The 15,534-nt window shown below is 65.0% G+C and carries 10 protein-coding genes and 1 tRNA gene; 2 read left to right on the top strand and 9 right to left on the bottom strand.

Annotation, left to right across the window (positions count from 1 at the left end):
- Positions 1 to 66: 66 nt before the first annotated feature.
- The 9 genes from Q9R30_RS02585 to ilvD all read right to left on the bottom strand — a co-directional run bounded on the left by Q9R30_RS02585 (position 67) and on the right by ilvD (position 13,825).
- Positions 67 to 909, bottom strand: a complete 843-nt coding sequence (locus Q9R30_RS02585; RefSeq protein ID WP_311216668.1) for a hypothetical protein — start codon at positions 907 to 909, stop codon at positions 67 to 69.
- Positions 910 to 1,130: 221 nt separating this feature from the next.
- A complete protein-coding gene (gene metG / locus Q9R30_RS02590) occupies positions 1,131 to 2,693 on the bottom strand; it encodes a methionine--tRNA ligase (RefSeq protein WP_104998314.1) in 1,563 nt (520 codons plus the stop codon).
- Between the two features lie 34 nt (positions 2,694 to 2,727).
- Positions 2,728 to 3,483 carry an ABC transporter ATP-binding protein gene (locus Q9R30_RS02595; RefSeq protein WP_104998315.1) on the bottom strand — a complete coding sequence of 252 codons (756 nt, stop codon included), beginning with the start codon at positions 3,481 to 3,483 and terminating at the stop codon, positions 2,728 to 2,730.
- On the bottom strand, positions 3,480 to 6,275 hold the full coding sequence (locus Q9R30_RS02600) for an FtsX-like permease family protein (protein WP_311216669.1): 2,796 nt from the start codon (positions 6,273 to 6,275) through the stop codon (positions 3,480 to 3,482). Before Q9R30_RS02600 ends, Q9R30_RS02595 begins: the two co-directional genes overlap by 4 nt.
- Positions 6,276 to 6,491: 216 nt before the next feature.
- Positions 6,492 to 8,081, bottom strand: coding sequence for a phosphoglycerate dehydrogenase (serA, locus tag Q9R30_RS02605; protein WP_311216670.1), 1,590 nt, complete (start codon positions 8,079 to 8,081; stop codon positions 6,492 to 6,494).
- Positions 8,082 to 8,207: 126 nt separating this feature from the next.
- Positions 8,208 to 9,233, bottom strand: a complete 1,026-nt coding sequence (ilvC, locus tag Q9R30_RS02610) for a ketol-acid reductoisomerase (RefSeq protein WP_104998318.1) — start codon at positions 9,231 to 9,233, stop codon at positions 8,208 to 8,210.
- Between the two features lie 90 nt (positions 9,234 to 9,323).
- Complete coding sequence (gene ilvN / locus Q9R30_RS02615; RefSeq protein WP_009356538.1) at positions 9,324 to 9,836, bottom strand: acetolactate synthase small subunit; 513 nt, start codon at positions 9,834 to 9,836, stop codon at positions 9,324 to 9,326.
- 2 nt (positions 9,837 to 9,838) lie between these two features.
- Positions 9,839 to 11,746, bottom strand: coding sequence for an acetolactate synthase large subunit (locus Q9R30_RS02620; RefSeq protein ID WP_104998319.1), 1,908 nt, complete (start codon positions 11,744 to 11,746; stop codon positions 9,839 to 9,841).
- Between the two features lie 360 nt (positions 11,747 to 12,106).
- Positions 12,107 to 13,825, bottom strand: coding sequence for a dihydroxy-acid dehydratase (gene ilvD / locus Q9R30_RS02625; protein ID WP_104998320.1), 1,719 nt, complete (start codon positions 13,823 to 13,825; stop codon positions 12,107 to 12,109).
- Positions 13,826 to 14,089: 264 nt separating this feature from the next.
- Between ilvD and Q9R30_RS02630 the strand changes: the two genes are divergently transcribed.
- Positions 14,090 to 15,127 carry a hypothetical protein gene (locus tag Q9R30_RS02630; RefSeq protein ID WP_311216671.1) on the top strand — a complete coding sequence of 346 codons (1,038 nt, stop codon included), beginning with the start codon at positions 14,090 to 14,092 and terminating at the stop codon, positions 15,125 to 15,127.
- Positions 15,128 to 15,414: 287 nt separating this feature from the next.
- A tRNA-Lys gene (locus Q9R30_RS02635) sits at positions 15,415 to 15,487 on the top strand.
- Positions 15,488 to 15,534: the final 47 nt, after the last annotated feature.

Consider the following 15,534-nt stretch of genomic DNA (forward strand, 5'->3'; position numbering starts at 1 on the left):
GCAACACCTGCACGGCGCTTTGCGTTCCCTGGTTGCCGGATGCCGACAGGGCGGCGGCCTTGGACGCTATCCGTGGTGCTGGCCGCGGACCACAGCCTTGGCCATCGTCTTCCGGACAGCAAGGGCAGCGCCTGCGACCATCACAGCGGCCAGTCCGCCAAGCCATGGAGCTGCACCCGGACCGGACGGAGCCGAGACAGCGGTCTGCACGTTGAAGCCCTGGTTTGGCGCGGCCACTGCGCCGGCTCCGCCTCCGGCGGCAACAGCGCCGCGCGGAGTCGTCCCGGGCACCACTTCACCGGCAGGAGGAGGTACATTTCCCGCGGGCGGTACCGTCGGCGGGGTCGGCGGCGTCGTGGTAACTTCCACGGGAACGCAGTTGTTGTTGAAGGTTGCCTGCCCCTCGGCGGTCCAGTTCTGGCCGGCCGGAACCACCTTTCCGCTGTTCGGCGGGATGATGTCCTCGCTGTGCTGGTGGTGGGCGCCACCGTGGCCGTTCAGCCCCTGCAACGCAATGTTAAGGACCACATAGGGGTTCTTTTCCGATCCCGTGGCGTGGCAGATGGTGATCTTCTTGTCGTTGTCCTTGGGCGGCCCGGCGGGGCTTCCGCCGGGCATGGCGCAGCCGGCGTTCCACACATCGACCTTGTCCAGGTTCTGGCCACCGGGCAGGACCTTCCCGTTGTTGGCCGGGATGATGTCCTCGCTGTGCTGGTGGTGAGAACCGGCGTGGCCGTTCAGCGCATGGAGGTCAACCGTGATTGGCACGTAGGGGTTCGTTTCCGATCCCGTGGCGTGACAGATGGTGATCTTTTCACCGCCGCCCGATTCACCCGTGGCGAATGCCGTGGCTGTTGCGCCCAAGAGTGCGAGGCTTGTGACTCCAAAGGTGGCAAGGATCCGTTTCATTTCCGTCTCCGTCAATAGTCTGCTTCAGACTGTTCAGACGCGAGAGAGAACACACCGCCCCAACCTGACGGGTCAACCCAACGTGACGGGTCAAAGGCAAACAGACAGCATCGGGGCGACGGTTCTCCCAGATGCGAACTGTCAGTTTGCTAACTCGTTCAGGCTACGGATTTTCCCGGTCGGAATCCCCAGTAGGACGTACTTATCTTCGGAATTTGGAACTACTTGGCTTCCGCCGGCTCTTCGTACTTCGGGAACACCGGCGAAGGCGCCGGCAGTTCCGTCCCTGCAACGATCGGGGTGCCAATGGCGGCGAACTCCCGGGCTTCTCCTTCGGGCTGGCCCAGCGTTTGCAGAAGCGTCGCTGTTGCGGCGGGCATGACCGGCTGTGCAAGGATGGCCACGATCCGCAGCACCTCGAGCGTCACGTAGAGCACGGTATTCATGCGCTCAACGTCGGTTTTCCGCAGCACCCACGGCGCCTGCTCGGCGAAATAGGCGTTGGTGTCGCCGAGGACTCCCCAGACCGCTTCAAGGGCGCGGCTGAATTCCTGCTTATCAAACGCAGCCCGTGCTGCGGCGAGGAGGGCGCCGGCCTGCTCGAGGATGGCGTTGTCCTCAGCAGTGAACGCGCCGGGAACCGGTACCCTGCCCCCACAGTTCTTGGCGACCATGGACAGCGAACGCTGGGCGAGGTTGCCGAAGTTGTTGGCCAGGTCAGCGTTCATCCGTCCCACGATGGCGTCGTGGTTGTAGCTGCCGTCCGCGCCGAAAGGCACTTCGCGGAGGAAGAAGAACCTCACCTGGTCCACGCCGTACTGGTCCACGAAATCGGATGGAGCCACTACATTGCCCAGGGACTTGGACATCTTCACGCCATTGTTGTGCAGGAATCCGTGGATCATGACGCGCTTGGGCAGTTCAAGGCCGGCACTCATGAGGAAGGCGGGCCAGTAGATGGCGTGGAAGCGTGAGATGTCCTTGCCGATGATGTGCACGTCGGCGGGCCAGTACTTCCGGAACTTGTCAGACTCGACGTCGGGATACCCCACGCCCGTGAGGTAGTTCGTCAGGGCATCCACCCAGACGTACATGACGTGCTTGTCGTTGCCCGGGACCGGGACGCCCCAGTCGAACGTGGTGCGGCTGATGGACAGGTCCTCGAGGCCGCGCTTGACGAAGCTGATGACTTCGTTGAAGCGGTACTGCGGGGCACCGAACTCCGGATGTGCTTCGTAGAGCGCCAGGAGCTTGTCCTGGTAGGCGGACAGCCGGAAGAAGTAGCTCTCTTCCGCCGTCCAGGTCACCTCGGTGTCCGTCTCCTTGGAGTAGCGCACGCCGTCGTCCTTGACCACGGTGTCGTCCTCAACGTAGAACGCCTCATCCCGGACGGAGTACCAGCCCTCGTACTTGGACAGGTAGATGTCCCCGTTGGCCTCCATCTTTTTCCAGATGGCCTGCGAGGCGGCGTAGTGGTCCTCGTCAGTGGTCCGGATGAAACGGTCGTACGAGATTCCCAGCGCGGCATGCGCCGCCTTGAAGGCCTCGACATTCCGGTCCACCAGTTCCTTGGGCGTGATGCCTTCTTTCTCGGCCGTCTGGGCGATCTTCATCCCATGCTCGTCCGTGCCGGTCAGGAACATCACGTCGTAGCCGTCCAGCCGCTTGAAACGGGCCATCGCGTCGGTGGCAATGTACTCGTACGCGTGGCCGATGTGCGGCACCCCGTTGGGGTAGGTGATGGCCGTGGTGATGTAGAACGGCGTTTTCTCTGAAGCAGTCACGTAGAGGACGTTACCTTCGGTGCGGAGGGGCGGGCTAGATGAGTTCGGTCAGGGTATCGCTGAGCCGGACGAGTTCATGGTCGTGCGAGGCCACCAGGACGGCGATTCCGTCCGACGTGGTGTCCTTCAGGATGCTGATGATCCGGTTGGCAGAGGCACGGTCGAGGCTGGCAGTGGGCTCATCCACCACCAGGACGCGCGTGCCCAGGATCAGCGCCCGGGCAATGGCGACGCGCTGGCGTTCGCCACCGGAGAGCTGGGCAGGACGGTGCCGCATGCGGCGGCCCAGCCCCACGAGGTCCAGCAGGTCCTTGGCCATATCGCGGCGCTGGTCCACTTCGCCGTCCGGGACAGCCGGCAGGAGCACGTTCTCGAGGGCGCTCATCCCGTCAATCAGCGCACCGCCCTGGTCAACATAACCGATCAAGGCACGACGGCGGTCGGCGATTTCGTCGTCGCCCATGCTTTCGAGGGAATCGCCTTCCCAGAAGACGCGGCCCGACGTCGGCAGCGTGAGTCCGGCGCCGACGGTGAGGATGCTGGTCTTGCCGGAACCGCTGCGGCCGGCAACGCAGTGCATCTCGCCGGCGTGCAGGGTGAGGTCGAAGCCTTCCACCACGCTGACGGTTTCGGCACCGCCTTTGCCCCCGCCGTAGCGGATGGTGATGTCGTTCAGTTCCAGCGGGGTCGCGTGGTCGGCGGCCTTGACGATGGTGTTGGCGCGGGTCTGCAGGGGGACCTCCGCGGAGCCGGACCGGCGGCTCCGCTGGACATTCGTCGGGTTTGTCATTGGACCACTTTCGTTGCAATCGGTATCCAGCAAAGTACAGCCACAAGGCCTGCCACGCCCGCCCACAAAGCGGCGTACGGCGCCAGCAGCAGGCCTATCCCCAGGGCGCCCAGCACGCCCAGCGGCAGGGCCAGGGTTCCCACCAAGGCGTTTTCGAACAGCCGGACCTGGCGCAGCATGTCCGGATTCCAGCCCATCGCCTCGAGGATGCCGAGGTACTGGCGCTTGGCGTGGAGTTCAAACCGCCCGGTGACCAGCGTGAGGACCAGCCCCACAGCCACGCCCGAAAGAGCGAGGAGGATGCTGGGCAGGGCAACGCTGGCCGCGGCCAGGCCGCTCAGGGCACTGGCGCCGGCGGCGCGCGGAATGTCAATGAGCAGGGAGATGAGGCCGCCCACTGCCGCGCCGAACACGCCTACGGCCACGGCAAGGGAGATCGTGTTGAATTTGTTGGTGCTCAGCTGGCGGTTGGCGAAAGTCAGCGGCGAGTCCACCGGGATGAGCCGCTCGTCATGCTGCGGCTCCTGGTCCACGACGTGGCCGTGGCGCAGCTGCTGCGCGGCGAAGAAGGCCGCCGCGGCGTAGAGCACAAGGACGGACACCGATACGAGGGCCGTGGCCAGGCTCCAGCTCACCAGGCTCAACACGGTCCCCGCGATGGCCAGCAGGACGGCGCCCACACCGAACTCCTCCAGCACCCACCGGCGGACCCGGCGCTGGGTCCAGCCCATGGCCCGGAGCGTTCCCGCTTCGCTCCTCCGCTTACGGATGTAGCTGACGGTGGATGCCCCCGTTAGGAGGGTTGCACCGCAGAGCGTCAGGAAGAGCAGCGTGACGTTGGTGCCGGACAGCGATCCGGTGACAGCTTCGGCGGCGTTCTGGCGCACCCAGGACTGCCGGACGGTGCCCAGGGCGGATTCCTTCCCGGCGTCGTCCTTGGAGTAGCCCGGAACGAAGATGCTGGCATCCTCGCGAGCGGAACCGGCCACGACGGTGGCTTCCAGGCCCATGGTGCGGATTTCGCCTGCCAGCTTCTCGACGTCGGGCTGCGCCTGCTTCCAGCTGCCTGCCGTCTTCGCGCGGACCCGGACGGCGTCGATCACGCTGGCGTTGTCGGTGTAGCCGCGGGCAGCGGCAAGCCCGTAGTAGTCGGTGATGGCACCGGCGGACTGGCTGGCCAGGCCGGTGGCGCTCAGGGAAGGTTCCAGCTCGGTGGCAGGGACCTCGTTTCCGGCAGCGTCCTTGACCAGGGTGAACGGGGTGGGGTCGTAGCCGCCCAGCGGCAGCTTGTTGACGTCGCCGGCGGCGGCAGCAACGGCCGAGGGGTCGAACGTGCCGTAAACCATCGCCAGCGGAGCAGCAGCCTGCGACCCCGTTTCGAGGTTCTCCCGGTAGGAACGTTCGTCCACGGGTTCCCGCTGGGTCTGGTCAACAGGGGTGCCGTTGGCGCTCTTCTCGGGCAGCCGGTTGACCGTGACCCATTCGCCGGGAACTGCTGTCTTGTCCACGGCGCCGTTCGCAGCCGTTTCACCGTCCGTGTACTTGGGTGCGGCGGCAAAGTCGGTGCTCCACGTGGCCGGGGTGTAGAGGCCCTGGTTGAAGTTGCCGGTGCTGCCAAGCAGGGATGAGTGGTCCGTGGAACCCGGCCAGGACAGGGCAAAGGGGTCCTTGGAGACGAACGGCAGGTAATCCTTGTCCAGGGACCGGGAAACGGTGCCGACGTCCTTGACTACCTTGCCGGCGTTGTCGATCTCCTCGATCTTGACGTTGTATTTGAGGTCCAGGGAGGTGCCGGAGCGCACGATCAGCGGAATGGCCTGGGAATCGGCGGTCAGCTGCCCGGTCCGCTTGGCCTGCTGGTACTGGGTCATCAGCGGTGCCCAGTACTTGAGCTTGACGCCGAGGAAGTCCGGTCCTTCCTTCAGCTTGTCCATGCTGATGCCGTTGGTGAAAAGGCCCTCGAAGTAGCGTCCAATTGCCCCGGCGTCACGGGCGTCGGCCGGCGGCGCCTTTTCCAGCGGCGCCAGGAAGTCACCGGCGGAACCCAGCAGTGCACGCTCGGCGGCCGGATCGACGGCAACCACGGATTCCGTTACCTCAGGGGCGAGGGGCAGGGATACGGACAGGTTAAAGAGGTTGTGTTCGGAGCCTCCGGCCGGGGCGGGAAACTTGATGCCCGTTTCGTCCCCGGGCGCGGCGATCCGGATGCTGCTGCCTCCGGCGGCCTTTTCTTCAACAAGTTTGGCTTTGCCCAGGGTTCCTTCGGCAGAGGTCCTGAACAGCGTCTGCTCGGAGACGCCGTCGGAGCTGACGGCGCTGGCCGTCAGGCGGTACTTCTTGCTTTTGTCGCTCAGCACGGATTCAGCGGCAGGCCACTGTTCGGGGGCGGTTGCCCCGGCGGCCTGGTCGGCGGTTGCGGTGCCGGCCAGCCCGGCGTTGTAGCCCAGGTAGTCCATGGCGTCCAGGCGGGGCGACTCCAGGTTCTGCGTCACGCGGGAGACCAGGCTGATGGGGGCTGCCACGGAGGTTCCGGTCAGTTTCCTGATGGCTTCCAGCTGTTCAAAGCTGATGCCTCCGGTCCCGTTGGCGATGTCCGGCTGCATCAGCGCGCCGGAAGGTGCCTTGGCCTGGACCAGGATGTCATAGAGTCCCCGTGAATTTTCATCCACGGTCCTGTTGAGTGCAGCCTGTGACTGGTTTTGGACGAGGACCGACAAGCACATGGCTGCGATCAAGATGGCCGCGGTCAACAGCAGCACCCTGCTTCTGATGAACCTCTGGACGGCGTTCATGGAACTCCCTGAAACCTGGAATGCGTACGCACATTCGAGTCCGCCCGGGGCGGACATGGACGATTACGGACTGATGTGCAAAAGGTAATTGGCCGGCCTGCCGGCCACGGTCCTGAATCAGGACCAAGCCATTGTAAGCAGACCGGCCAATCATACGTGGCCTTGCGGGGACTCGCCCAAGCGGGTCCGGCGGGTACGGCGTTTCCCTGCCGTGGACTAGTCCTCCAGGTCCACTTCACGCACCATTTCGGCGCCGATGCCTGCCTTGATCGCGTCGAGGACCTGCTGCGGCACCGAGCTGTCGATGGTCAGGAGCGCAAGCACCTGGCCGCCCTCGTCAGAGCGTGCAACCTGCATGCCCGCGATGTTGATGTTGTTCATGCCCAGGATGTGGCCGATCGTTCCGATCACGCCCGGGCGGTCGGTGTAGGCCACGACCACCAGGTGTTCGCTGATCGGGATTTCCACCTCAAACCCGTTGATGCCCACCAGCTTCTGGATCTGCTTGGGTCCGGTCAGGGTACCGGCCACGGAGATCTGGCTGCCGTCGCTGAGGGCGCCCCGGAGGGTCAGGACGTTACGGTAGGACTCGGTCTCCGGGGTGGTGATCAGGCGGACGTTGATGCCCCGCTGCTCGGCGATGACCGGCGCGTTGACGTAGGAGACCTGCTCGGTCACGATGTCGGCGAAGATGCCCTTGAGGGCGGCCAGCTCGAGGACCTTGACGTCGAGGGAGGAAATCTCGCCGGCAACCTCAACATCGAACTGGGTCAGGGAGGCATGGGTCAGGGCTGTGAAGATCCGGCCCAGCTTCTCGATCAGCGGGATGCCCGGGCGGACGTCGGGGGCGATGACGCCGCCGGCAACGTTGACGGCGTCGGGAACCAGCTCACCGGCCAGGGCAAGGCGGACTGATTTCGCTACCGAGACGCCGGCCTTTTCCTGGGCTTCGTCGGTGGAGGCGCCGAGGTGCGGGGTGACCACCACGTTGTCCAGCTTGAAGAACGGCAGGTCGGTGCTCGGCTCCTTGGCGAAGACGTCCACCCCGGCGCCGGCGATTTCGCCGTCCTGCAGCGCTGTGAAGAGGGCTTCCTCGTCCACGAGGCCGCCGCGGGCCACGTTGACCACGTAGGCAGTGCTCTTCATCTTCCTGAACGCGTCCGCACCCAGCATGCCCACCGTCTCCGGTGTTTTGGGCATGTGGATTGTGATGAAGTCGGCCTGGGCCAGGAGCTCGTCCAGGGTTACCAGCTGGACGCCGAGCTGCGCGGCCCGGGCGGAGGTGATGTAGGGATCGTAGGCGAGGATCTTGGTGTCAAAGCCCTTCAGGCGGGCCGCGACGAGGGCGCCGATCCTGCCGAGGCCGATGATGCCGATCTTCTTCTCGAAGAGTTCGATGCCCGTGTACTTGGAGCGCTTCCACTCGCCGTCCTTGAGGGCGGCGCTGGCCTGCGGGATGTGGCGGGCCAGGCTGAGGATGTGGCCCACCGTGAGTTCAGCTGCCGAGACGATGTTGGAAGTGGGCGCGTTTACCACCATGACACCTGCCTGCGTGGCTGCCTTGATGTCGACATTGTCGAGGCCTACGCCGGCGCGGGCAATGACCTTCAGGTTCTTGGCCGCAGATATGGCTTCGGCGTCAACCTGGGTGGCGGAGCGGACCAGGATGGCGTCTACGTCACTGATCGCAGAAAGCAGCTGGGAACGGTCGGCACCGTCGGTCTGGCGGATTTCAAAGTCCGGGCCAAGGGCCTCGACGGTGGCGGGGGAAAGTTCTTCGGCGAGCAGTACTACGGGTTTTGACACGGCTGATCCTCTGCGTTGCAGTCCTGGGGATGGAAACAAGTCTAGGCCGACGGAAAGGCCGGGCTCACATTGTTAAGTGTGAACCCGGCCTCACCGTTGCGGTATGTGTGGTTGGGGCTGGCAGCCTTAGCGGGCTGCGGAGCCTTCCACGTAATCGACGTCCTGCTGCTGCCAGGAGAACAGGGAGCGCAGTTCGCGGCCAACAGCCTCGATGGGGTGCTGTTCGGCCTTGGCACGCAGTTCCTTGAACTCCACGCCGCCGTTGTCCTGGTCCTCGATGAAGCGCTTGGCGAAGGCGCCCGACTGGATGTCGGCCAGGACAGCCTTCATGTTTTCCTTCACTTCCGGGGTGATGACGCGCGGGCCGGAGACGTAGTCGCCGTACTCTGCGGTGTCGGAAACGCTCCAGCGCTGCTTGGCGATGCCGCCTTCCCACATGAGGTCAACAATGAGCTTGAGCTCGTGCAGTACCTCGAAGTAGGCAATCTGCGGCTGGTAGCCGGCCTCGGTCAGGGTTTCGAAGCCGTACTGGATCAGCTGGGATACGCCGCCGCAGAGGACAGCCTGCTCGCCGAAGAGGTCCGTTTCGGTCTCTTCGGTGAAGGTGGTCTTGATGACGCCGGCGCGGGTGCCGCCGATGGCCTTGGCGTAGGACTTTGCGAGGTCCCAGGCGGAGCCGGTGGCGTCCTGTTCCACGGCGATGATGTCCGGGATGCCGCGGCCGGCTTCGAATTCGCGGCGGACGGTGTGGCCGGGAGCCTTCGGAGCAACGAGGATGACGTCGACGCCTTCGGGTGCCTGGATGTAGCCGAAGCGGATGTTGAAGCCGTGGGCGAAGGCGAGGGCCTTGCCGGGCTTCAGCTTGCCCTTGATGGAGTCGTTGTAGATCGCCCGCTGGTGCTGGTCCGGCGCAAGGATCATGATGACGTCGGCCCATTCGGCGGCGTCGGCTACGTTCTTGACCGTGAAGCCTGCGTCCTCGGCCTTGGGTGCGGACTTGGAGCCGTCCTTCAGTGCGATAACAACCTCGACGCCGGAATCGCGCAGGTTAAGCGCGTGGGCGTGGCCCTGGGAACCGTAGCCAACAATGGCAACCTTGCGGCCCTGGATAATCGACAGGTCGGCGTCGTCGTCGTAGAACATTTCAGTCACTTGCGTAACTCCTCTTGAGTGGATTGTAGATAGGTGTCTTGCGTGGTGCGGTTACGGGCGCTGCGTACTGCCGGGCGGACCCTTGAGGTCCTACGCGGAGCGCAGCGCCCTGTCACTCATGGAGCGGGATCCCCGTCCAACGGCCAGGGTGCCGGACTGCACGATTTCGCGGATGCCGAAGGGCTCCAGCACTGAAAGCAGCGCTGCAAGCTTCTCCGGGGTACCGGTTGCCTCGATCACCAACGAGTCTGTGGACACGTCGACGACGGCGGCACGGAACAGGTCTGCGGCCTGGGTGACCTGCAGACGTGTTGCGGCATCCGCACGTACCTTGACCAGGATGTGGTCGCGCTGTACGGAAGATTCGGAAGTCAGCTCAACGATCTTGATGACGTTGATCAGCTTGTTGAGCTGCTTGGTGACCTGCTCGATGAGGTCGCCATCGGCGTCGACGACGACGGTCATCCGGGAAATGCCCGGAACCTCGGTGGGGCCGACGGCCAGTGAGTTGATGTTGAAGGCGCGCCGGGCAAAGAGGCTCGCAACCCGGGTCAGGACACCCGGCTTGTCTTCCACCAGGACGGAAAGTGTGTGGCGGCTCATGGTCAGTCCTCTTCTTCCCATTCCGGGGTCATGTTGCGGGCAACCTGGATCTGGTCGTTGCTCACGCCGGCGGGCACCATCGGCCACACCATGGAGTTGGGGCTCACCACGAAGTCGATGACCACGGGGCGGTCGTTGATTTCGAGGGCCTTCTGGATGGTGGCGTCGATGTCCTCGTCGCGTTCGCAGCGGAACGAAGCACAACCGTAAGCCTCGCCCAGCTTGACGAAGTCCGGGATGCGGACGGTGTCGTGGCCGGTATTCAGGTCGGTGTTCGAGTAGCGGCCTTCGTAGAAGAGGGTCTGCCACTGCCGCACCATGCCCAGGGACGAGTTGTTGATGACGGCAACCTTGATGGGGATGTTGTTGATGGCGCAGGTGGCCAGTTCCTGGTTGGTCATCTGGAAGCAGCCGTCGCCGTCGATGGCCCAGACCACCCGGTCCGGCTCTCCCACCTTGGCACCCATGGCAGCCGGCACGGCGTAACCCATGGTGCCGGCGCCGCCGGAGTTGAGCCAGGCATGCGGGCGCTCGTATTTGATGAACTGCGCTGCCCACATCTGGTGCTGGCCAACGCCTGCCACGTAAACGCCCTCGGGCCCGGTCAGGGCGCCGATCCGCTCGATGACCTTCTGCGGGGCTGTCAGGCCGTCGTCGGGCTCGGTCCAGCCCAGCGGATAGGTTTCCTTGAGGTTGTTGAGGAAGGCCCACCACGTGGTGAGGTCCGGGGTGCCCGAGGCCTCGAACTGGGTGCGGACGGCTTCGGTGAGCTCCGGAATGATTTCCTTGACCGAACCAACAATGGGCACATCCGCCGTGCGGTTCTTGGAGATTTCGGCGGGGTCGATGTCCGCGTGGATGACCTTGGCCATCGGCGCGAACGTCTTCAGCACGCCGGTGACGCGGTCATCAAACCGGGCACCGAGAGTGATCAGGAGGTCCGACTGCTGCAGGGCAGTTACGGCCGAAACGGTGCCGTGCATGCCTGGCATTCCCATGTGCTGCGGGTGTGAGTCCGGGAACGCGCCCTTGGCCATCAGCGTGGTGACAACCGGGGCTCCCGTAGCCTCGGCGAGTGCCAGCAGCTCAGCGGATGCGTGCGCCTTGATGACACCGCCGCCCACGTACAGCACAGGCTTGCTGGCCGCGGCAATCAGCTTGGCAGCCTCGCGTACCTGCTTGTTATGCCCGCGGGTGACCGGGCGGTACCCGGGCAGGTCGATGCGCGGCGGCCAGGAGAAGGTCATCTCGCCGACCTGGGCGTCCTTGGCCACGTCCACGAGGACAGGACCGGGGCGCCCGGTGGAAGCGAGGTGGAAGGCCTCCGCCATGACATGCGGGATGTCGTTGGGGTCGGTCACCAGGAAGGAATGCTTGGTGATGGGCATTGTGATGCCCACGATGTCGGCTTCCTGGAACGCGTCGGTGCCGATCACACCGCTGGACACCTGGCCGGTGATGGCCACCAGCGGAACGGAGTCCATGTGGGCATCCATGATGGCAGTAACGAGGTTGGTGGCGCCCGGGCCCGAGGTGGCGATGCACACGCCCACCCGCCCGGTCACCATGGCGTAGCCTTGCGCGGCGTGGCCGGCTCCCTGTTCGTGACGGACCAGCACGTGATTCATGTTGGAGGCCATCAAGGGGTCGTAGGTGGGCAGGATCGCGCCACCGGGCAAACCGAAAATATCCTCCACGCCGAGTTCTTCGAGCGAGCGGACAATTGCTTGCGAGCCGGTCATCACCGTCGGGGGTACAACGTTGTTCGGCCCAAGGACAGGAGAGACGGCGGCAAGGTCGGCGACGACGGCGGCGTTCTCAGCCGTCCGGTCGGCGCGGTCCGGAGCCTTGGCGGCTCCGGCGGACTTGGTGGCCATCAGCGAGGGGCTGATGGGCGATCCTTTGCTCATCGGACTCTTCCTTGTGGATCATCTGTGGTTCGTGGACACTGCGGGAAATAAAAAAACCCCTCAGCCTGGCGGCTCTTCGAGGGGTTCGCGCGTGACAGTTCGTTGCCGGGGCTAGTGGGCCACGCGCTTGGTAAGGACGACGACTGCATCTGCAACAGCGCAGCTGGTAACGAAAGTCATGCGTTCAGTTTTCCCTCTGGGCGAGATACGTGTCAACGAGGCGTGCCACGATCTCACCATGTGGACCTCATTGTCCACCCTGTGGCAGGCTCCCCCAACTAAGTAGCACTAAGTGTCGTTTTGAACGTCCAAAACGACACTTGGCGCTACCTAGTTGGGATGGCCGCCAACATACGGGCTCTACCCGCAGTATGCGCCCGTACTGGCACTGTGTACCAGCTTGGCGTATTTGGCGAGCACGCCCTTGGTGTACCGTGCCGGGAGCGGCTCCCAGCCCGCCTTGCGGGCTTCGAGCTCCGCCTCGTCCACCAGCAGGTCGAAGCTGCGGGCTGCGATGTCCACGCGGATCCGGTCACCATCCTTGACGAAGGCGATCGGGCCGCCGTCCACCGCTTCCGGCGCGACGTGGCCGATGCACAGGCCCGTGGTGCCGCCGGAGAACCGGCCGTCAGTGAGGAGCAGGACGTCCTTGCCCAGGCCAGCACCCTTGATGGCGCCCGTGATGGCGAGCATTTCGCGCATGCCGGGACCGCCCTTGGGGCCTTCGTAGCGGATAACGACGACGTCCCCGGCGTGGATCCGGCCGTTATCCAGCGCATCCAGGGCACCCTGCTCACGCTCGAAAACGCGGGCGGTGCCTTCAAAGACATCGGCATCGAAGCCTGCACTCTTCACCACCGCGCCTTCGGGCGCCATGGTGCCGTGCAGGATGGTGATGCCGCCGGTCTTGTGGATGGGGTTGTCCAGCGCGCGCAGGATCTTGCCGTCCACATCCGGCGGGTTGATGGCGTCGAGGTTTTCCGCCACGGTCTTGCCCGTGACGGTGAGGCAGTCGCCGTGCAGCAGGCCGGCGTCGAGCAGTGCCTTCATGATCACCGGCACGCCGCCGATCCTGTCCACGTCGGTCATGACGTAGCGGCCGAAGGGCTTCAGGTCGCCCAGGTGCGGGATCTTGTCGCCGATGCGGTTGAAGTCATCCAGCGTCAGCTCAACTTCCGCCTCGCGGGCGATCGCCAGGAGGTGCAGCACGGCGTTGGTGGAGCCGCCGAAGGCCATGGTGACGGCGATGGCGTTCTCGAACGCTTTTTTGGTCATGATGTCGCGCGCAGTGATGCCCTGGCGGAGCAGGTTGACCACTGCCTCGCCTGACTTGCGGGCGAATTCGTCACGACGGCGGTCTGCCGAGGGCGGGGCGGCCGAACCGGGCAGGGACATGCCCAGCGCCTCCCCGATGCAGGCCATGGTGTTGGCGGTGTACATGCCGCCGCAGGCGCCTTCGCCGGGGCAGATGGCCTTTTCGATGCGGGTCAGGTCCTCCATGCTCATCTTGCCCGCGGCGCAGGCGCCAACGGCCTCGAAAGCATCGATGAGGGTGACTTCCTTCTCGGAGCCGTCCTCAAGCTTGACCCAGCCCGGCATGATGGAACCGGCGTAAAGGAAGACGCTGGACAGGTCCAGGCGGGCAGCTGCCATCAGCATGCCGGGGAGGGACTTGTCGCAGCCGGCCAGCAGGACCGAACCGTCAATCCGCTCCGCCTGCATAACGGTCTCCACGGAGTCGGCGATGACTTCGCGTGACACCAGGGAGAAGTGCATGCCCTCATGGCCCATGGAGATGCCGTCGGAAACGGAAATGGTGCCGAACTGCATGGGGAACCCGCCGCCGGCGTGGACGCCTTCCTTGGCGCCCTGCGCAAGCCGGTTCAGGGAGAGGTTGCAGGGGGTGATTTCGTTCCAGGAACTGGCGACGCCGATCTGGGGCTTGGCGAAGTCGTCGTCTCCCATGCCTACCGCCCGGAACATGCCACGTGCGGGAGCCGCGTGGATTCCGTCCGTTACGACCCGGCTCCGGGGTTTGATGTCAGGCTTGTTCTCGGTTGCGATCTGGGCGTCACTCATAGGGGAAAGTCTAGGGCTCGGCTGTACACCGGCACGACAGGTCCACGCCCCCGGATACCAAAAGCCTGAAACTCAAGGCCGGAATGAACTGCCATCTCGCATAGTGAGACAACACGCTTGGGGCCCGTCCCGCCTGGCGCTGGCTCACGGGCGTCTCCCACACCCCGCGCCGCCCAACAGCCACCGCCGTCGATCTGGACAGTCGTGGCCGCCGGACGTAGCGTCAGGAAAAGACACGTTGCCATCCGGACTGAAGGGCCTGCCATGGATTTCGTTTTCTGGATCATTCTGATCATTGTCATCATCGGCGTTGTGTGGTGGTTGCTGAACCGCAACAGTGCATCCAAGTCTCCCGGGTCGTCCGGAGCCGGGGGCACGCGCACCGACGGAGCACTCTCGGGCGGAAGCGCCGCAGCCTCTGCTGAAGCAGCCGGAACCACCGGCCTTCCCGGTGCAGCAGGTTTCGGGCGTCCGGCCGAACCTGCAGCGCCGACCACCGCCGAGGAACCCGCAGATACCGCGGCATCGGCTGCGGCCCCGCCGGTATCCGGCCAGGACGAGCGCCGCCGCCAGGACGAGGATGAGTGGGAAACCAAATGGTCCGAGGCCTCGGGCACCCCCGCCGTTGCAGCCGGCGGAACTTCGCACCGCGGACCGCAGGAAAGTCCTTTGCAGGAAGGCCCGGCCGGGACCGGTGCCGCGTCCGCGGAAGCCTCGTCGCCGGCACCGGTTTCACGGCCGGTCCATCACCCTGAATACACAGAGCCGCACGCCCCCACCCTCCCGGGCGCTGAGACGGCGGCGGTGGAGGACATGGACGACGGCGGTGCGGGGGGCCGGGCTTCAACGCCGGCGGGTGCAGGTACTGAAAGCGGTACTGCAGATGGTACTGCGAGTGCCGCTGCCGCCGGCGGTCAGCCTGGCCGTGGTGACGCGCCCACAACGCCCGCAGCCGCCGTCGTTCCCGACAGCGCGCCCGCGGCAGAAACGGCGGACCGCACCCATTCCTCCGCCGTGACTGAAAACGGAGCAGACCACGCGCAACAGTCCCCGGCCGAAGCAGCACCGGAACCCGCGGGACACCTGGCGGCGGACGAACCCTACGGGGCGGGCTCAGCGGCCGCGGGAGCGGACGGCAGCGGACCGTCCGGCTACACGGTCAAGGGTGACGCCGGAACCATGGTCTATTACGAGGAGGGGCATCCCGAATATGAGCAGGCGCGGGCTGAGGTCTGGTTTGAGTCGGCCGCCCATGCCGAGGCCGCGGGCTTCCGGGTTCCCCGACGCAGGCGGCTCCAGTAGGGGACGCTCCGGCGACCACGCCGCTACCACCTGACCCTTGCTGCCCTGTGGCCCATTTCACACGCCGGCGCGGCAGTAGCCGCAACGTCGCCAGGACGCCGGAGGGCGGATTCCGGCTCCTGACCAACAACAAAAACCCTGAGTTCGTGCCGGTTCCGCACCCTCCCCCGCGATCCGGGTCCCGCCGTCCGCCCCGATTTCACATGCGCAAAAAGTTCGTGTAGAGTTTCATGTCGTTGCGGAGATCAACCGGGAAGGAAAAGCCCGGTGATCACAGCAAAAGAGATGCACCTCTAGCTCAATTGGCAGAGCAATTGACTCTTAATCAATGGGTTCCGGGTTCAAGTCCCGGGGGGTGCACGATTGGGAAAACAGCCTCCTGCTCGCGGAAACGCAAGCAGGAGGCT

Origin of the sequence: Arthrobacter sp. AB6 (assembly GCF_031844545.1) — a bacterium.
Taxonomy (GTDB): Bacteria; Actinomycetota; Actinomycetes; order Actinomycetales; family Micrococcaceae; genus Arthrobacter.